The sequence below is a fragment of the Halobaculum sp. MBLA0143 genome, assembly GCF_041361465.1.
Taxonomy (GTDB): domain Archaea; phylum Halobacteriota; class Halobacteria; order Halobacteriales; family Haloferacaceae; genus JAHENP01.
This window is the reverse complement of record NZ_JBGKAC010000001.1, coordinates 1,190,355-1,206,953: the sequence shown is the minus strand read 5'-3', so window position 1 is coordinate 1,206,953 and position 16,599 is coordinate 1,190,355. Positions and strand designations below refer to the sequence as shown.

The window sequence follows — 16,599 nt, the reverse complement described above, 5'->3', positions numbered from 1 at the left end:
AGCGGTGAGGGTTCCGCTCGTGGGCCGAAGTGAGTAATCCTTATTCGCGGGAGGGGCCGTGTGTCGGTATGGACGAGACGACAGTGCGCGAGCGGCTCAGCCGGGTGACGGACCCGGGTCTCAACGAGGATCTGGTGTCGCTGGGACTCGTGAACGCGGTCGAGGTGGACGACGAGGCGGGCGTGATCCAGGTGTCGTTGGCCCTGGGGGCGCCGTACGCGCCCACGGAGACGGAGATCGCCGGCCGCGTCCGGGAGGCGCTGTCGGGGCCCGACTACGACGTGGACCTGTCCGCGTCCGTGCCGACCGCGTTGGACGACTCCGAGCGGGTGTTGCCGGGCGTGAAGAACGTGATCGCCGTCGCCTCCGGCAAAGGCGGGGTGGGGAAGTCGACGGTCGCGGTCAACCTCGCGGCCGGGTTGTCGCAGTTGGGCGCTCGGGTGGGGTTGTTCGACGCCGACGTGTACGGACCGAACGTGCCGCGGATGATCGACGCCGACGAGGCGCCGAAGGCGACCGCAGACGAGGAGATCATCCCGCCGGAGAAGTTCGGCGTCCGGCTCATCTCGATGGCGTTCCTCGTCGGCGAGGACGACCCCGTGATCTGGCGTGGGCCGATGGTCCACAAGCTGCTCACCCAGCTCGTCGAGGACGTACGCTGGGGGCAACTGGACTACCTCGTGCTCGACCTCCCCCCAGGGACCGGCGACACGCAGCTCACCATCCTCCAGACGCTGCCGTTGACCGGTGCCGTGATCGTCACCACGCCCCAGGAGGTGGCCGTCGACGACGCCCGGAAGGGTCTCCGGATGTTCGGCAAACACGACACGAACGTGCTCGGCATCGCCGAGAACATGTCCGGGTTCCAGTGTCCGGACTGTGGCTCCACGCACGACCTGTTCGGCGCCGGCGGGGGCGAGGCGTTCGCCGCCGACAACGACCTCCCGTTCCTCGGTGGGGTGCCCCTGGACAAACGGGTCCGGACCGGCGGCGACGACGGCCGCCCGGTCGTGTTGGAGGAAGACTCCGAGACGGCCGACGCGTTCCGGGTCGTCACCGAGAACGTCGCCAACAACGCCGGGCTCGTCAATCGCCGGGAGGTGTCGACGGCCGGTCACGTCACCTACGGCGGGAACTTAGAGGACGGTGGCGAAGGCCCAGGCGGTGTGGCTGGACCTGGCGGCGTGTCGAATCCCGGCGACCCGCACGCCGGGCACGATCACTGAGAGGCGGGACTCGGGGTTCTGACGGAACGAGACGGAGCGAGACGGAGCAAAACAGAGTCGACGGTCCGATGGCGCTTTTCCACTGGATCTCTGACTGCGCCGATTGGTCACACAGCCGAGGGCGCGCGCAGCGCCGGCCCTGTGCCGGCGCGAGCGGCGCGCGAGGGTCTCGCGAGCGAAGCGAGCAAGACCTCGTCGGAGGTTGCTCCGACGTAAGACGAGCGGAGCGACCGAACGCAGTGAGCGAAGCGAACGAGGAGGCTGGGGACGTGTGAGCCTGCAGTGCAGGGTGGGACTGAGAGGGGCACCGGGCTTTCAGCGTGTTCACAGTCCCGCGATAGACCAGTCAGACAGCGGACACGGGGGAGAACGAACCGGAGCTACAGTGTATAGACGGTACTACTTCTCCACCATCCGAACGTCACAGTCGAGACAGATCACTTCGTCGGCGACCCAGTGCGCTTCGGACTGCCCGCAGTCCGGACAGCGCCAGTTCGCGTTGTTGTGTTCCGTCGTCGCACGCGGCGGGGCCACACGCCCGGCGTCGATCACGTGCTCCAGCACCTTCGGCAGACGACGCTTCAGGAACCGCGGCCGGCCCGCCAGATACGAGGCGTCACTCGCGTCGCCGCCGTGCATGTCGTCCCACTCGAACCGCGCGGGGGTGTGACGACTCGTCTGGACGACCGCGGTCCGGAGCCCCTCGAAGAACGGGTCGGTGGCGACGGAGACCGGGTCGTCGGTGTCCACCTCGCCGTACAGCTCCTCCGCGCGGTCGAAGCCGCCGGTGTCGATCCCGCCGGCGACGCCGAAGGTGCCGCGGTACTCCTCGGCGGCGGCCTGCTCGGCGGTGGTCTGGAGGACGCTGTCGCGGTAGTCCGTGGCGATGGCGATTCCCTCCGTCGCGCGAGTGGTCGCGCGGGGCTTCCGACCCGCGGCGCGGTAACAGAACGCCGCGAGCACGAACGCGCCCAGTCCCCAGCCCGCGCGGGTGGCGTCCGCGCCGAGTGTGTCGTAGTCGCGACCGCGACCCTCCAGTCCCGCGAGTGTCCCGCGCCCTGCGAGGGTGTAGAGGTCGCCCGCGCGATTCGGCTCGCGGTCGATCAACGCGCGAATCGCGGCGTCACGACGCGCTCTGGGGTCGTCTTCGATCTGGGTCGGGTCCGGCGAGCGTTCCGGGGGTGTCTGGCTCATAGCTGTTACTGGGGTTGGACTGGTGTCAAGTTGGCGTGTGTGGGTGTGGCGTGGTGTGTGGTGGGCCGGTGGATCGAAGTTCTGGCGGTGCGATTCCGGAGTCGATGGTAGTAGACAGTGTAGACGGTGTGCCGCGGTGGGTGGGGTTCGGGCTCGTGGGCCTCGGGCTGATGGTGAACGTACTAGATCTCGCTGGGGGCGTGAGTGGGATGATGGGTGTCGGGCTCGCTGTTGTTGGGGCCATCGTGGTGTTCGTCGGGGCGTGGCGGCAGGGTGAGTTGTCCGTGGAGTAGATTCTTGTTTTTCTGGGGCGTGAGTAGTGCGTGGCGCAGGATCAGAGTGAAGTGCCAGAGGAGCGGTGTGGGTTCGGGATGTTGGCCGCGGACGTTCAATTGCGGCCGCTCGCGCCCGATACGTTGTCGGAAGTAGTTGAACGGAATCGGAGCGCGGTCTGCTGGCGACAGACAATCGACGGGCGAAGTCGCTGTGGCTGGCACGCAGAGGGGGACATTAGAGGTGGCGATGAACTCGTGGGAAACGAGTCGGTAGTTGTCCTTGACGGCGCGAGCGGCGATGAACTGGAGTCAGATTCGTTGCCAGACGGAGCTGCGTGTCGGTACGCCGACTTTTCACGAGCGAATCTCCCGAAAGCAGATCTCTTGGAGGCAAATCTCTCAGAGAGTAACTTCTCGGGGGCGGACCTCCGCGGCACCGACCTCCAGGGGACGAACCTCCTAAATGCCGAGTTCTCGGATGCGAATCTCTTTCGTGCCGACCTCTCAAAGGCGGATCTCTTCGGTTCCAACTTTTCGAAGGCGGACCTCGGTGGTGCCAACCTCTCGGAGGCGGAGCTCAGTGGTGCCAACCTCTCGGAGGCAGAGCTCAGTGGTGCCAACCTCTCGGAGGCGGAGCTCTTGGGTACCGACCTCTCAGGAGCAGATCTCCGGCGTGCCAACCTCTCGGAGGCGGAGCTCTTGGGTACCGACCTCTCAGGAGCAGATCTCCGGCGTGCCGACCTCTCAGGAGCAGATCTCCGGCATGCCGACCTCTCGGGGGCAGACGTCTCGGACACCGTCGCCGAAAATGCTAATTTCCGAAACGCCGACTTCGGCGACCCAGACACAGACCACCGACCAACAAACCTCGAAAACGCCGTACTCAAAAACGCCGACCTCCGCGGCGCGGACTTCATCGACGCTAGACTCGACCAGATTGACCTCACGGACGCCCGCATCGACGCGCAGACCACCTTCGATGCCAAGACGATCTACGAACGCGAGGAGGGCGTAACTAGCGAGGTCCGCGACGACGGAGACGACGCCGTTCCACCGTCCGTCTGGGTCCACCGCCGCCTCGAACGCCTCCACGAGGAGAACGCCCTCAGTTCAGTCGCCAGACGGTTTCACATCCGCAAGCAACGCGCCCGCAAGCGCCACTACGCCGAGGAGGCGAACGTCGGGAAGTGGCGCGACCGGATTCCGGACGCGCTTCTCGACAGCGACGCGCTTCGGACCCAGGTCGGCGAACTCCGCGGCGGACTCACCAGAGACGCGATTACGAGCCGCGCCAGCGACATCCGCGACACACGCACCCGAAAGTCACCACACGAACGAGTCCAAAACGCACGCGACCGACTCGGGCGTCTCTGGCAACGTCTACGAGGGAACCCCGTCCGCAAGACTGCTCAGTGGGTTCGCGGACGCCGCGACTGGGAGGCGTACGCCCGTTGGCTCCAGCTCCGGACGTTCGAGGTGACGATGGGGTACGGCGAACAGCCATCGAAGGTGATCGGGATGGCCGTCGGGTGTATCCTCGCCTGTGCGGCTCTCTACCCACTCGGGAACTGGGTCGCGCCGAACCCCGGCAGTGTCGAGGCGGCACAGCGCGGACTCGAAGGCAACGCGACCGGTGATGCAGCCGTGAGCGCCGCCGTCCGCTACCCACCGCTCCCGGACGGACTCGCCACACTCCCCTCGTACCTCGACACACTCGCCGCCACGCTCGCGGACAGCCTCTACTTCTCGTCGGTGACGTTCACGACACTCGGGTTCGGCGACTTCAGCCCGGTTGGCTTCGGGCGCGTGCTTGCGACCGTCGAGTCCGCGCTGGGGGTCACTCTGTTCGCCGTCTTGGTGTTCGTGCTCGGGCGGCGCGCGACGCGGTGACGCCGACCACACCACGAGTCACGCCTCGACGACTCGCTCCGTATCCTCGACCGTCCCCACACCCAACTCGATTCGCACCGTCTCGTACGACACCACCGGCCGGTCCCCGTCGAACGCGACCACCTCGTGGGTCGCGAGCCGTTCCAACGTCTCCGCGACCGTCTCCCGGTCTTCGTCCGCGAGCCGCGCCGCGTCTGCCACACTCGCGGGCTCCTCGTCGGCGACGAGTCGAAGTAGTGTCACCGCCTCGGGCGAGAACACCGCGAACAACGACGCCGGGTCGGGAAACGAGAGCCGACGCAGGCTGCCGCCCGCAGTGGTGTCGGTGTCCGCGAGCGCCGTCGTCGTCGCGTCGCGTGCTCGCCGTTCTACGTTTGTGAGCGATTCGACCGTCACGAGGAGTGTGTCGTCGTTCATTCGATCACCCGACCGACTGGCTACCGTGCTAGTCACCACACCCTCCGTCGTCGAGATAGTCAACAGCTTCGACACCGCGGTCGTCACCCGTTCGGGAGTCATTAAACCCCGGCGCACCAACACGTGCGTATGCAACCACGAGACCTCTCGGCGCACGCGCCGTACGTGCCGGGGAAGGGAATCGAGGAGGTGGCCCGCGACCTGGGCGTCGAACCCGCAGACCTCGTGAAGCTCTCCTCGAACGAGAACCCACACGGTCCGTCGCCGGCGGCCGTCGAGGCCGCGCAGTCGGCCGCCGAGGGGGTCCACCACTACCCGAAGGCGAGCCACACGGATCTGACCGCCGCGGTCGCGGAGACGTGGGACGTGACCCCCGAGCAGGTGTGGGTGTCGCCGGGCGCGGACGGCTCGCTCGACTACGTCTCGCGGGCGGTGTTGGAGCCGGGCCAGGAGGTGCTCGTCCCCGAGCCGGGGTTCGCCTACTACTCGATGAGCACGCGCTACCACCACGGCGAGGTGACGACCTACGACCTCCACGAGGCCGACGGGTTCCAACAGGACGCCGCGACCGTGCTCTCGGCGTACGACGGCCAACGGGTCGTCTACGTCACCTCCCCGCACAACCCGACCGGGACGGAGTTCCCGCGCGAGGAGCTGCGGGAGCTACTCGGGACGGTCGACGACGACACGCTCGTCGTCGTCGACGAAGCGTACGGGGAGTACACCGAGCGCGCTTCGGCGGCAGAGTTGCTCGACGAGCACGACAACCTCGCGGTGACACGCACGTTCTCGAAGGCGTACGGGCTCGCGGGGCTGCGGATCGGGTACGCGCTCGTCCCGGAGTCGTGGGGCGAGGTGTACGCGCAGATCAACACGCCGTTCGCGGCCAACGAGGTCGGACTCCGGGCGGCGCTGGCGGCGTTGGACGACGACGACCACGTCGAACAGAGCGTCGAGACGGCCGCCTGGGCCCGCGAGTACATGGCCGAGCGGCTGGGTGTGCCGACCGTCGACGGCGCGGGCAACTTTCTGCTCGCGAAGGTCGGCGACGTCGAGACCGAGGGCACGGACGTGGACAGCGAGACGCCGGGCGCGGCGGTCGCGGCGGCCGCCAAGCGCCGTGGCGTGATCGTCCGCGACACCGGCTCGTTCGGGCTCCCGGACCACGTCCGGATCTCCTGCGGGACGCGAGAGGAGACCCGCACCGCGGTCGAGACACTGAACGACGTGTTCGCAGAGTTGGACGCCGCGGCGTTCGACCCCGACGCGGCCGGCCCGCCGGACGCGGCCGCCGACGGCGGCGACCGATCCGAGGAGACGCCGGGAGCAGACGAGGCGACAGCCGGAACAGACGAGACGGCACCGAGTGAGGACGAGGCGACTCCAGCGGAGGGTGACGCCTCGTGAGGGTGGCCGTCACCGGCACCCCCGGCACCGGGAAGACGACCGCGACCGACCACCTCGACGAGACGGTCGTCCACCTGAACGACGCCGTCCGCGAGCAGACGGACGGAGTCGGCGGTGACGCGACCGAGCAGACCGGCGACGCGACGGACGGGAGCGGCGGCGAACTGGTCGCCGACCGGGACGACGAGCGCGACAGCCTGATCGTGGACTTGGACGCCGCCGCCACGTTCGTCGACGAACGGGTCGCGGCCACAGACGGGCCGGTCGTCGTCGAGTCACACCTCGCACACCGGTTGGCAGCCGACCGGGTCGTCGTGTTGCGCTGCCGTCCGGACGTGCTCGAAGACCGACTCGTGGAGCGCGGTGAGTCGCCCGAGAGCGCGGCGGAGAACCGCGAGAGCGAGGCGTTGGACGTGGTGACGGGCGAGGCGGTCGAACGACACGGACGGGACGCCGTCTACGAGATCGAGACGACGCAGGCTACCCCCGTCGAGACGGCCGCCGCGATCGAGGCGGTCGTCGCCGGCGACCGAGAGCCGGCGGTCGGCACCGTCGACTACATCGAGTACGTATGACGCTGGACCGGCTCCGCCCCGTGGCCGAGCGCGGGCTGACGCCGTTCGTCACCGCCGCCGACCGACTGGGGCTGTCGCCGGACGGCGTCAGCGTCGTCGCGTTCGGCTGTGCGGTCGCGGCCGGCGGCGCGTTCGCGGTCGCCACCCCGGTCGCGTACGTCGCCGGCAGCCTGCTCGTGCTCGGCAACGGCTGGCTCGACTTGGTCGACGGCGCACTCGCCCGCGAACAGGGTGTCGACTCCTCCGGCGGCGACCTGTTGGACCACGTGCTCGACCGCTACGCCGACCTCGCGGTGTTGGTCGGTCTCACCGCCGGCGTCGACCAGTGGGTGTTGGGGCTCGCCGCGGTGACGGGCGTGTTGATGACCTCGTACCTGGGCACTCAGATCCAGGCGGTCGGGATCGGTCGGGAGTACGGCGGCCTGCTGGGACGGGCCGACCGACTCGCACTCGCCGGGGTCGTCGGCGTCGTCGCCGCCCTCGTTCCGGTGACGTTGTCGGTCCCGGTGGTCGGCAGTGTCGGTGTCGTCGGAGCGTTGCTCGGGCTGTTCGCCGTCGTCGGCCACCTCACCGCACTCCAACGGTTCTGGGGCGCGTGGTCGGATCTGGCCCGACGGGAGTAGTCCCGTCCGACGGCGACGACCCCGACGGCAGTCGTCGACTGTCTCACTGCCAGGTGACGTACGTCAGCGCCGCGATCCCGACCGTCTCCAACAGTTGGAGCGCCATCATCACCTCGACCGCGATCCCCGGGAGAGCGGGTGCAGTCGAGTAGAACCAGATGGCGACGACGTTCTCCGCGAGCAGGAACGCGGCGAACACCATCGACCCGAGCGTGAGCGGCGCCTTCACCTCGCGGTAGGTGCGCCCCCAGATTCCCAACAGGGCGAGCAGTAGGAGGATGTTCGTGCCCGCGGCGACGCGCGCGGCGTCCAACAGGAGACTCACCGCCGACCACCTCCGAACTGGCCTGCGGCCATCGTCTCGGTCGCAGTCGACGAGAGCGGGTCGGCGTGGTGTAGCGTGAGCATGTCAGTCGTCCACCTGTGAGAGGATTCGTTCGACGGTGTCCCAGTTGGCTCGGGTGCGGTCGCTGGGCAGGTACACCGCGCCGTAGTCCGTGTCGCCGCTGGTGACGACACCGTTCTCCTCGAGTACGTCGAGGTGGTACCGCACGGTGTTGTACGCCAGATCCATCTCCTCGGCGAGTTTGTTGGCGTTGCGCGGCCGTTCGTCGAGGGTCGCCAGGATCCGGGCGCGGTTCGGTCCTCCGCGTGTCCCGGCCAGCGTCTGCCAGAGGACCGTGTCCATCCCGTCTGTCGGTTCTGCACCTCGCGGCAAGTATCCACCGACACTGTGTCGGTCGACGACCGTCGTGGGTGGCACTGTCGCTCCGGGTGCCGAACGGGTGTCTCGCGGCGGAGCGACGGCCGGCCTGTCACACCGTTTGATCGTCGGAGTGTGGGTATATGACTTTCGACGAACGGCCGATTTCGACGGAGAGAGCAACTCACGACGGAATCGAGTCGAAATTGAGAGAGAGTCCCGACCCACTCCCGAAATGATACTTGCCGGTGTGGTGACTCCGTCCGTCTGCATGCCCCGCGACACGACGCGACGACGGTTGCTCGGAACGCTCGGTGTCGGTGTCACGGCCGGTCTCGCCGGCTGTGGCGGCGCCAGTGAGACGGAGACGCCCCCCTCGACTGCGACGGACGAGGCGACAGAGACGGACGAGGCGACAGAGACGGACGAGGCGACGGAGATGGACGCGGTCGGCGCGCTCCGGGTGGCACACCTCTCGCCGAACGCACCTCCCGTCACCGTCTTCCTCGACGGAACCTCGAGGTTCCGAGAGGTCTCGTACGGAGAAGTGACCGAGTACGGCGGTGTGGTGGCGGGCGAGCACACGGTTCGGATCGCGCCCGCGAGTGACACGGAGCAGACGGTGTTCGAGGGGTCGGTCTCCGTCGCGAGCGACACCGGCTACACGGTCGCCGCGACGGGTGAACTCGGCGCCGACGGCGACCGCTCGTTCACCCCGCAGGTGTTGACCGACGACGTGACCGACTCCGACGGCGACGCCCGGCTCCGACTGCTCCACGCCTCGCCGGGCGCGCCCGCCGTGGACGTGCAGTTGGTCGCAGACGGCGACCCCGTCGCGGTCTTCGACGGCGTCTCCTTCGGGCAGGCGCCGACCGCGACGGTGCCGGCCGGCGAGTACACTGTCGAGGTTCGCGGCGACACCGCGAACGGCGACGGCGACATCGTCGCCGCCTACGACCTGGAGCTCGCTGCGGACGGCAGCTACTCCGCGTTCGCGGTCGGCTACCTCTCGCCGGAGTCGGTGCCGGACGACGTCCCCGGGGAGCGCGGGTTCGACCTCCGGGTGACCCGAGACGACGGCGGCACCCGACTGGTGGACGCGGTGCCCTCGCAGGCCGCGTTCCGGGTGGCACACCTCTCGCCGAACGCGCCCGCGGTGGACGTGTTCACCGACCAGATGATCGCACTGAGTGACCTCGCGTTCGGCGACGTGTCGGAGTACCGCCCGGTGACTCCCGGCGGGCGACCGGTGGAGATCCGGCCGGCCGACGACCCGGAGACGACCGTGTTCGGCGGGCGCATCCCGTTCGAGAGCGGGGTCGACTACACGGTCGCCGCGGTCGGCGAGGTGGGTGACGGTGACTTCCCGTTCGAGCCGGTGGTGTTGCGCGACGACAACGACAGCCCCGGCGAGGACACGGCGCGCGTGCGACTGGTGCACGCCGTCCCGGACGCACCCGCGGTGGACGTGGTCGGGGGGGACGGGAGCGTCGTCTTCGACGGCGTCGCGTACGGGGACGGCTCGTACACGGAGCTGCCGGCCGGCGAGTACAGCCTGTCGGTGTACGGCGCCACGAGTGACAACGAGGGCGAGCCGATCACGACCGTCGACGTCACCGCCGAGAGTGGCGGGGTGTACACCCTGTTCGCCGCCGGCTACCTGACGGCCGACGGCGAACCCGCCGACACGGAGCTCCGGGTGGTGTCCGTCCGAGACGGCGTCTGATCGGGTGGGCGGCACCCGACCGAGTGGATTGCGCCCGACCGGAACGGGCGACTCGGTCCGTGTGAGCGGTTCCCCCGCCCGCTCGCCCGGTCGCGGGCCCTTCTTCAGTGTCGCGCTCCTACCGCGAGGTGATGAGCAACTCGACCGCGCGAAACCGGCTGGCCGGCGAGGCGAGCCCGTACCTGCGCGAGCACGCGGACAACCCCGTCGACTGGCAGCCGTGGGACGACGAGGCGTTGGCGACCGCCCGAGAGGAGGAGAAGCCCATCTTCCTCTCGGTCGGCTACGCGGCGTGTCACTGGTGTCACGTCATGGAAGAGGAGTCGTTCGAAGACGAGACCGTCGCGGAGCTGCTCAACGACGCGTTCGTCCCGATCAAGGTGGACCGCGAGGAACGGCCGGATCTCGACCGGATCTACCAGACCGTCTGTCGGAAGGTGAGTGGCGGCGGGGGCTGGCCGTTGTCCGCCTGGCTCACGCCCGACGGGGACCCGTTCTACGTCGGCACCTACTTCCCGAAGAGAGCGAAGGGGAATCGCCCGGGGTTCCTGGAGATCTGCCGCAACGTCGCCGACTCCTGGGCGGATCCGGAACAACGCCGCGAGATGGAGCGCCGCGGCGAGCAGTGGGCCGCGACCGCCCGCCAGGAACTGGAGTCGACGGGCAGTTCCGAGTCGACGACCGGGGACGCGAGCGCCCCCGGCACCGACGCCGACGTCGTCGACGGCTCGCTGGACGACGCCGTCACGACCGCACTCCGGAGCGCCGACCGCGACTACGGCGGCTTCGGTAGCGGCGGCCCGAAGTTCCCCCAGCCCGGTCGAGTCGACCTCCTCCTCCGGGCGGCCGACCGCGCGGACGATCCGGAGCCGCTGCGGGTGGCGACGGAGGCGCTGGACGCCATGAGCGAGGGCGGACTGTTCGACCACGTCGGCGGCGGCTTCCACCGTTACTGCACGGACCGGGAGTGGGTCGTCCCCCACTTCGAGAAGATGCTGTACGACAACGCCTCGTTGGCTCGGCTGTACCTCGACGGCCACCGGCTCACCGACGAGCCGCGGTACGCCGTCGTCGCCCGCGAGACGCTGGCGTTCCTAGACCGGGAGCTGTCACACCCGGACGGCGGCTTCTACGCCTCGCTGGACGCCGACACCGGCGGCCAGGAGGGGGCGTTCTACGTCTGGGACGAGTCGTCGCTGACGGCCGCGCTGTCGGCCGAACTGGACTCGGACGTGCTGGGGGAGCTGGGTGTCGACGAGGACACTGCCGTCGCCGTCGTCCGCGACCGGTTCGGCGTCGACGAGCCCAACTTCGAGCGCGGGACGACCGTCCTCACCGTCACCGCGTCCGTCGCGGACCTGGCGGCCGACTACGACCTGGACGAGGACACCGTCACGGCGTTGTTGGGAGAGACCCGGGCCGCGCTGTACGACGCCCGCGAGCGTCGGGAGCGACCGCCGCGCGACGAGAAAGTGATCGCCGCCTGGAACGGGCTGGCCGTCTCCGCGTTCGCCGCCGGTGCCCGCAGCCTGGATCCGGGGCTGGCCGACCGCGGCGCCGACGCGCTCGCGTTCGTCCGGGAGCACCTCTGGGACGGGGACCGACTCGCTCGTCGGTACGTCGACCCGGCCGACGTGAACCCCGTCGGTGACGACGGTGAAGCGACCGAGACGGACGACGCCGACGCAGGCGGGGGAGACGCCGTCGGCGGCGCCGCCGGAACGGGCTACCTCGCGGACTACGCCTTCCTCGCGCGCGGCGCGCTGGAACTGTACGGCGTCACCGGGGACGTGGACCACCTCGCGTTCGCGCTGGATCTGGCCGAGGTGATCTCGGAGGCGTTCTACGACGCCGACGAGGGGACGATCTACGCCACGCCCGCCGACGGCGAGGAGCTGATCGCCCGGCCACAGGAGCCCACGGACCGCTCGACCCCCTCCAGTCTCGGTGTCGCCGTCTCCGTCCTGCTGGACCTGGACGACTTCCGGCCGGAGGCGGGCTTCGCCGACGCCGCCGCCGACACGCTGGCGACCCACCGCGACCGCGTCGCCGGCCGCCCGCTGGAGCACGTCACCCTGGCGTTGTCGGCCGCCAAACACGCCCGCGGCTCGCTGGAGCTCACGCTCGCGGCCGACGAGTGGCCCACCGAGTGGCGCGACACGCTCGCCAACCAGTTCCTCGCCGACGCCGTGCTCGCCCCCCGGCCCGCGACCGAGGCCGACTTGGAAGACTGGCTGACGCGACTCGACCTCGCCGACGCGCCGCCCGTCTGGGCGAACCGCGAGGCGCGCGACGGCACGCCGACCGCGTACGTCTGTCGCGGCCGGTCGTGCTCGCCGCCGCGGGCGTCGCTGTACGAGGCGCTGACGTGGACGCCGGGGGAGTAGTCCGAGGCGTCCTACAGCGACAGCGTGTCCGTGCGATCGGTGCCTCGCTCCCGAACGGCCACCGAGACAGGGAACGTCTACAGAGGCTAGCTCCGAAGCTCAACTGTTCGAACTGTACCCAACGACTTCACCGCCCCTCAGTGCGACGTACAACGTCTCACCACAGACAGCGAGGTGGTACCCGACTCCCGGGACGCCGACGCTCCACAAGCGATTTCCACGTCGTCCGTGGGCGACGAGCCTGCTCGTCTCGCTCTCCCCAGTGTTGTCGGGAATCACAGCGTAGACCCGACCGTCGGCGACGACCGGACTGACTGCGTCACTCCCCTCGCCCGGGAAGGTCGCCCGCCACCGCTCGTCGCCACTCGTCGTATCGAACGCTTGGAGGGCCGTGTCTGCCGACGTTGCGGCCCCCCGGTTCCACGACAGCCGGGCGCTCGTGACGTAGCCGACGCCGTCTGCGACGGCCGGCGACGACACACGGTGGATGAACTCTCCCGGAGAGTCGTCACCGGACATCCACGTCGTCGGGACGGGGAGGTGCCACAGAGGTGTGCCGTCCCGACCGTACGCGTGGAGCCCCGGCCGAACACCACCCGCCCCGGGAAGATCCTGGGCCAACTGCACGACCGGGGCGACGATACACTCGTCTGTGACTGTCGGCGGGTGCCAGCGACGCCGAAGGCCACGGTCGACCGACCAACGGCTGTCGACGGAAGCCCCGGTTATTAGACTACTCTCCCGGCTGTATCTTCCGAACTCGCCGGACGCCGAGAGGTAGACGCTGTCGTCGGTGATCGCCGCCGGCCCGGGAGGGATCCGGGGAGTGCCGTCGGCGACGCGCCACCGTCTGGCTCCGGCAGCGTCGAACCCGACCTGACCACGACGTGTCGGGACGACGACTCGGTCGCCGTCGGTAGTCGGGACGAACGGTCGAGCACCACAGTTCGCCGTCCGGACGCGTTCCCCGGTCGCCGCATCGAGGACCGACAGGAACCCCTCCGGGTCACCACCCGCCGATGCGTCCGCTGCCCGTTCGACGGCGTGTACCCGACCGTGGAGAGCAGCCAGCCCGACGACGAACCGGTCGTCGTTCTCTCGCTCCCACGTCCGTTCCCCAGTTCGTGTATCGTAGCAGGTGACGCCCTGGCCACCGACGTACACACGTCCGTCGGCAACGACCGGTCTAGCGCTGGAGAGACGGTACGTCGTCTCTGCTGCGGCGCTCCTCCAGGTGTGACCCTTCACCCGCCAGACGACTCCGGGCTCGTCGGTCGGTGGCGCTGCGTGTGGATTGTGGCTGGTGTTGCGACCGTCGTAGTAGATGGACGGCCACCCACCCACACGAGGGTCGCTCGTCGACTCGTCTTCAGAGGCCCTACCACACCCGGCGAGCGACCCGACACTGGCCACACCGACCGCCTGGAGAAGTCGTCGTCGTGTACTGGTCACAGATCGAACCGTAGTAGATGCTCGCCCGTTTGTTAAAATTGCTGGAGAGTGTGTCTGGCTCGTCGTGACGCCTGGTTCGTGAGAGCCCGTAGGACGATCTGTCGTCCCCCTCTGTTCGGAAGGTGTGACGTCACGCCACCTCCCACCAGAGACAGGTGACACCGACGGCGAAGGAGAGACTCGATCCGACGACTCGTCTCCGTCGGCTCGGCGTTGGCGTGGTCGTCCGTCCGCCTGTTGGTCTCTCTCTGACGCTCGCACGCGGCAGAGTGGACGACGTGAACGTGATCGGCTGGGAGACGGCCGCCGAGATCACCCCCGCCCGGCGGGAGATCTTTCGAACGGTACGAGCCGAGGAAGTCGACTCCGTCACTGATCTCGCGCGCCGGCTCGACCGCGACAAGTCGCAGGTGTCGCGTGATCTGTCGGCGCTCGCAGAGTTGGGCGTCGGGCGCTTCGAGACGGAGGGGAGACGGAAGCGACCGGTGCCGGCACAGGAGACGCTCGTCGTCGAGCCGCTCGTCTGAGGCGGCCGATCCCCAGCCAGTTATGCCGTTGGCACCACGACGGCGACCCGAATGACCACAGTCTGTCTCCTCGGCGACCGCGACGCGGAGGCGCCGCTCAGACGCGAACTCCTCTCGCGGGAGACGGCCCGGGAGGCGCTGGCCACCTACGACCTGTACAGTCCGTTCCACGACTCCGTGGCCCTGGAGACGGTGAGTCTCGGCACGGCGCTCGCGCTGTGCAACGACTTAGACTGGTACCTGACGCGGTTCGTCGACGAGACGCTGCTCCAGGAGCCCAGTGTCACCGACGAGGAGTGGCTCTCGCGCGACCTGGCGACGGCGATCAGGAACGAACGGGCCGCGCCCGAGGAGACCGGACGGTACCTCAAGGTGTACGGTCTCCGAGAGGATCGGCTGTTGGAGCCGATGTACCTCGCGCGGACGGGGAGCGGGCGGCCGAGCTACGACCTCCACGACGTCGAGGAGACGGTGACTGTCCGCGTGACGGAAGCGGAGTTCGACCAGCCGGGACGTTAGAACCGGCGGTCGATCTCGCGGTGGGCCTGCTCGCTCACGCGCTCTTCGGCGCGTCGCATCGCGCGCGCGGCCTCGTCGGTGAACTCCACCCGGAGGGTGGGGAGCCCGCCGGCCAGGAGACCACCCAGCCCGCCGAGTACGTCCGCAGGGTCGACCGTGGTGGCGAACGCGAACGCGTCCGGGAACGCCTCCAGCGGCCGAGTGAACTCGAAGTGGTCGTCGACGACCGTCCGGGCCTCCGAGACGGACAGCGTCTCCGTGACGGCCGGCCAGAACGCGTCGGCGTCGGCCGAGACCATCGGCGCGACCGCGTCGGCGAGCCCGCGCTGGCGGTCCAACAACGCCGACTCCACCGTCTCGCGGCGGCTCGACGACAACGAGTCGCGCATCGCCACCCGGTAGCGGTCGAGTTCCAGAACCCGGTCGGCGTGCGCGTCCCACGGCTCCGGCGACTCGACGGCGTCCAAGACGGCGTCGAACTGTGCGAGCACGTCCCGACGGTACGACTCCAGCTCCGGCTGGACGACGGAGCGTTCGACGGCCGCGCTGTTGGACACCAGCCGGTCGACGACCCCCGGCGGGCCGTCCGTCCCGCCGAGGGCGTTGCCGACGGCGAACGCCTCGGCGGTCGCCCGAATCGCGTCGTCGACGAACTGTTCGAAGCCGGCCTCGACTGCCGCGCGTGTCACGACCGAATCCTGGCGGCCCGACGGCTTGGCGCTTGCGGCGTCGTCCGCGAACAGTCGTCCGCGAGCAGTCGTCCGCGAGCGTGGAGCACCAGGGCGCCGCTGGCGACGACCCACTGCCGGCCACGAGTGTCACCGACGACGCGGCCGTCTCGGCGCGCGCGCGCCGCCAGCCGCCCCCTGTGACGGTTAGAATCGTGACAACAGACGTGAATTCTACGGCGGCGGTGTTCCGACGACCCCGCCGCCGTACAGCGATTATCCGGTGGTCTCGGTGCTGGAGCACGCCCCACAGGTTTTAAATAACACGTTCGTCAAGACCGCAGTAGATGCCACGAGTCGAACTGACGGTACCGGAGCACCTGGAGATGCAGATCGCGCAGATGGTAGAGCGGGGGGAGTTCGTCGACAGGGAGGAGGCGGTCGAGGAACTGTTGTCCACCGGGCTGAAGGCGTTCAAGACGAGCGGACCCCAGGACGACGAGGGGGCGGATCCCGTCGACGGCTTCGAGGACGACGGGATGATGGGCCACGACGACGAGTACGTCTTCTGATCTGGGCCGGTCTCGTCGCGTGCGGGCCCGCGGGGAGCCGCGGCGCCGTCCGTCGCGGCCGTCTGCGAGTGGTTGCCGGACAACGTTTAACCTCGGGAAATCCTCAGTGTGGGTATGCACAAGGACGAACTGCTCGAACTGCACGAGCAGATGGTCATCATCATGGAGCAGTTCCGCAGCCAAGACGACGTGGACTCCTCGTTGTTCGATCCGTACGACGAGTTGGAGGTGGACCCCTCACACGTCCACAAGTCCAAGAGCGAACACAAGCACGCGGTGTTCGTCCTCGGCAACGCCCTGGCGACGGCGATGTCGGAAGACGAGTTCTCCGACGCCGGTCGCGTCGGCAAGCGGATGGAGGAGCTCGCGGACGACGCAGAAGAGAAGGTGTGACCACGAGTCCGTAGCGCGTAACACCGCCCCGCCCGAACGGGACGA

General features: G+C 69.0%; 17 protein-coding genes and 1 pseudogene. 12 read left to right on the top strand and 6 right to left on the bottom strand.

Annotated elements, in window-relative coordinates; genetic code table 11:
- Window positions 1–68: 68 nt before the first annotated feature.
- Window positions 69–1,106 (top strand): annotated as a pseudogene (locus RYH79_RS06260) (Mrp/NBP35 family ATP-binding protein); the annotation flags it as partial.
- A 519-nt stretch (window positions 1,107–1,625) separates the two neighbouring features.
- On the opposite strand, the gene RYH79_RS06255 reads toward RYH79_RS06260, so the two are convergent.
- Window positions 1,626–2,420, bottom strand: a complete 795-nt coding sequence (locus tag RYH79_RS06255; protein ID WP_370897305.1) for a hypothetical protein — start codon at window positions 2,418–2,420, stop codon at window positions 1,626–1,628.
- A 104-nt stretch (window positions 2,421–2,524) separates the two neighbouring features.
- Between RYH79_RS06255 and RYH79_RS06250 the strand changes: the two genes are divergently transcribed.
- Both RYH79_RS06250 and RYH79_RS06245 read left to right on the top strand, forming a co-directional pair.
- On the top strand, window positions 2,525–2,713 hold the full coding sequence (locus tag RYH79_RS06250) for a hypothetical protein (protein ID WP_370897303.1): 189 nt from the start codon (window positions 2,525–2,527) through the stop codon (window positions 2,711–2,713).
- Between the two features lie 78 nt (window positions 2,714–2,791).
- Window positions 2,792–4,585, top strand: a complete 1,794-nt coding sequence (locus tag RYH79_RS06245) for a pentapeptide repeat-containing protein (protein ID WP_370900789.1) — start codon at window positions 2,792–2,794, stop codon at window positions 4,583–4,585.
- A gap of 18 nt (window positions 4,586–4,603) precedes the next feature.
- Here the strand turns inward: RYH79_RS06245 and RYH79_RS06240 are convergent, their stop codons facing one another.
- Entirely contained in the window at window positions 4,604–5,104 is a 501-nt protein-coding gene (locus RYH79_RS06240; protein ID WP_370897301.1) for an HVO_A0114 family putative DNA-binding protein, read from the bottom strand.
- 27 nt (window positions 5,105–5,131) lie between these two features.
- On the opposite strand from RYH79_RS06240, the gene hisC reads away from it, so the two are divergent.
- Genes hisC through RYH79_RS06225 form a run of 3 tightly spaced genes read left to right on the top strand, consistent with a single transcriptional unit; the run spans window position 5,132 to window position 7,607 of the window.
- Window positions 5,132–6,409, top strand: a complete 1,278-nt coding sequence (gene hisC / locus RYH79_RS06235) for a histidinol-phosphate transaminase (protein ID WP_370897299.1) — start codon at window positions 5,132–5,134, stop codon at window positions 6,407–6,409.
- A complete protein-coding gene (locus RYH79_RS06230; RefSeq protein ID WP_370897297.1) occupies window positions 6,406–6,984 on the top strand; it encodes an adenylate kinase family protein in 579 nt (192 codons plus the stop codon). The genes hisC and RYH79_RS06230 overlap by 4 nt, the downstream gene beginning before the upstream one ends.
- On the top strand, window positions 6,981–7,607 hold the full coding sequence (locus RYH79_RS06225; RefSeq protein WP_370897295.1) for a CDP-alcohol phosphatidyltransferase family protein: 627 nt from the start codon (window positions 6,981–6,983) through the stop codon (window positions 7,605–7,607). Before RYH79_RS06230 ends, RYH79_RS06225 begins: the two co-directional genes overlap by 4 nt.
- Before the next feature lie 43 nt (window positions 7,608–7,650).
- Here the strand turns inward: RYH79_RS06225 and RYH79_RS06220 are convergent, their stop codons facing one another.
- A complete protein-coding gene (locus tag RYH79_RS06220; RefSeq protein ID WP_370897293.1) occupies window positions 7,651–7,932 on the bottom strand; it encodes a DUF8036 family membrane protein in 282 nt (93 codons plus the stop codon).
- A gap of 84 nt (window positions 7,933–8,016) precedes the next feature.
- Window positions 8,017–8,295, bottom strand: coding sequence for an ArsR/SmtB family transcription factor (locus RYH79_RS06215; RefSeq protein WP_370897291.1), 279 nt, complete (start codon window positions 8,293–8,295; stop codon window positions 8,017–8,019).
- Between the two features lie 286 nt (window positions 8,296–8,581).
- Here RYH79_RS06215 and RYH79_RS06210 point away from each other — a divergent pair, with 286 nt between their 5' ends.
- Both RYH79_RS06210 and RYH79_RS06205 read left to right on the top strand, forming a co-directional pair.
- Window positions 8,582–10,036: a DUF4397 domain-containing protein gene (locus RYH79_RS06210; RefSeq protein WP_370897289.1), complete on the top strand. Its 1,455-nt coding sequence runs from the start codon at window positions 8,582–8,584 to the stop codon at window positions 10,034–10,036.
- 131 nt (window positions 10,037–10,167) lie between these two features.
- A complete protein-coding gene (locus RYH79_RS06205) occupies window positions 10,168–12,423 on the top strand; it encodes a thioredoxin domain-containing protein (protein WP_370897287.1) in 2,256 nt (751 codons plus the stop codon).
- A gap of 99 nt (window positions 12,424–12,522) precedes the next feature.
- Here the strand turns inward: RYH79_RS06205 and RYH79_RS06200 are convergent, their stop codons facing one another.
- Window positions 12,523–13,767, bottom strand: a complete 1,245-nt coding sequence (locus tag RYH79_RS06200) for an outer membrane protein assembly factor BamB family protein (RefSeq protein ID WP_370897285.1) — start codon at window positions 13,765–13,767, stop codon at window positions 12,523–12,525.
- A 377-nt stretch (window positions 13,768–14,144) separates the two neighbouring features.
- On the opposite strand from RYH79_RS06200, the gene RYH79_RS06195 reads away from it, so the two are divergent.
- The gene (locus RYH79_RS06195) at window positions 14,145–14,402 is read left to right on the top strand and encodes an HVO_A0114 family putative DNA-binding protein (RefSeq protein ID WP_370897283.1); all 258 of its coding nucleotides are present in this window, start codon (window positions 14,145–14,147) and stop codon (window positions 14,400–14,402) included.
- 51 nt (window positions 14,403–14,453) lie between these two features.
- The gene (locus tag RYH79_RS06190; protein ID WP_370897281.1) at window positions 14,454–14,921 is read left to right on the top strand and encodes a DUF5804 family protein; all 468 of its coding nucleotides are present in this window, start codon (window positions 14,454–14,456) and stop codon (window positions 14,919–14,921) included.
- Here RYH79_RS06190 and RYH79_RS06185 read toward each other — a convergent pair.
- Window positions 14,918–15,610, bottom strand: a complete 693-nt coding sequence (locus tag RYH79_RS06185) for a hypothetical protein (RefSeq protein ID WP_370897279.1) — start codon at window positions 15,608–15,610, stop codon at window positions 14,918–14,920. The two genes, RYH79_RS06190 and RYH79_RS06185, sit on opposite strands and share 4 nt — an antisense overlap.
- 326 nt (window positions 15,611–15,936) lie before the next feature.
- Between RYH79_RS06185 and RYH79_RS06180 the strand changes: the two genes are divergently transcribed.
- Together RYH79_RS06180 and RYH79_RS06175 are read left to right on the top strand one after the other, a co-directional pair.
- Window positions 15,937–16,161 (top strand): DUF7120 family protein, encoded by a 225-nt coding sequence (locus RYH79_RS06180; RefSeq protein WP_370897277.1) that lies wholly within the window; start codon window positions 15,937–15,939, stop codon window positions 16,159–16,161.
- A 114-nt stretch (window positions 16,162–16,275) separates the two neighbouring features.
- Window positions 16,276–16,554 carry a UPF0058 family protein gene (locus RYH79_RS06175; RefSeq protein ID WP_370897275.1) on the top strand — a complete coding sequence of 93 codons (279 nt, stop codon included), beginning with the start codon at window positions 16,276–16,278 and terminating at the stop codon, window positions 16,552–16,554.
- Window positions 16,555–16,599: the final 45 nt, after the last annotated feature.

Bases quoted from the DNA above. Each gene is read 5' to 3' on its own strand.
- RYH79_RS06255 (WP_370897305.1), bottom strand. From the start codon at position 2,420: ATGAGCCAGACACCCCCGGAACGCTCGCCGGACCCGACCCAGATCGAA.
- RYH79_RS06250 (WP_370897303.1), top strand. From the start codon at position 2,525: ATGGTAGTAGACAGTGTAGACGGTGTGCCGCGGTGGGTGGGGTTCGGG.
- RYH79_RS06245 (WP_370900789.1), top strand. From the start codon at position 2,792: ATGTTGGCCGCGGACGTTCAATTGCGGCCGCTCGCGCCCGATACGTTG.
- RYH79_RS06240 (WP_370897301.1), bottom strand. From the start codon at position 5,104: ATGACTCCCGAACGGGTGACGACCGCGGTGTCGAAGCTGTTGACTATC.
- hisC (WP_370897299.1), top strand. From the start codon at position 5,132: ATGCAACCACGAGACCTCTCGGCGCACGCGCCGTACGTGCCGGGGAAG.
- RYH79_RS06225 (WP_370897295.1), top strand. From the start codon at position 6,981: ATGACGCTGGACCGGCTCCGCCCCGTGGCCGAGCGCGGGCTGACGCCG.
- RYH79_RS06215 (WP_370897291.1), bottom strand. From the start codon at position 8,295: ATGGACACGGTCCTCTGGCAGACGCTGGCCGGGACACGCGGAGGACCG.
- RYH79_RS06210 (WP_370897289.1), top strand. From the start codon at position 8,582: ATGCCCCGCGACACGACGCGACGACGGTTGCTCGGAACGCTCGGTGTC.
- RYH79_RS06205 (WP_370897287.1), top strand. From the start codon at position 10,168: ATGAGCAACTCGACCGCGCGAAACCGGCTGGCCGGCGAGGCGAGCCCG.
- RYH79_RS06190 (WP_370897281.1), top strand. From the start codon at position 14,454: ATGACCACAGTCTGTCTCCTCGGCGACCGCGACGCGGAGGCGCCGCTC.
- RYH79_RS06180 (WP_370897277.1), top strand. From the start codon at position 15,937: ATGCCACGAGTCGAACTGACGGTACCGGAGCACCTGGAGATGCAGATC.
- RYH79_RS06175 (WP_370897275.1), top strand. From the start codon at position 16,276: ATGCACAAGGACGAACTGCTCGAACTGCACGAGCAGATGGTCATCATC.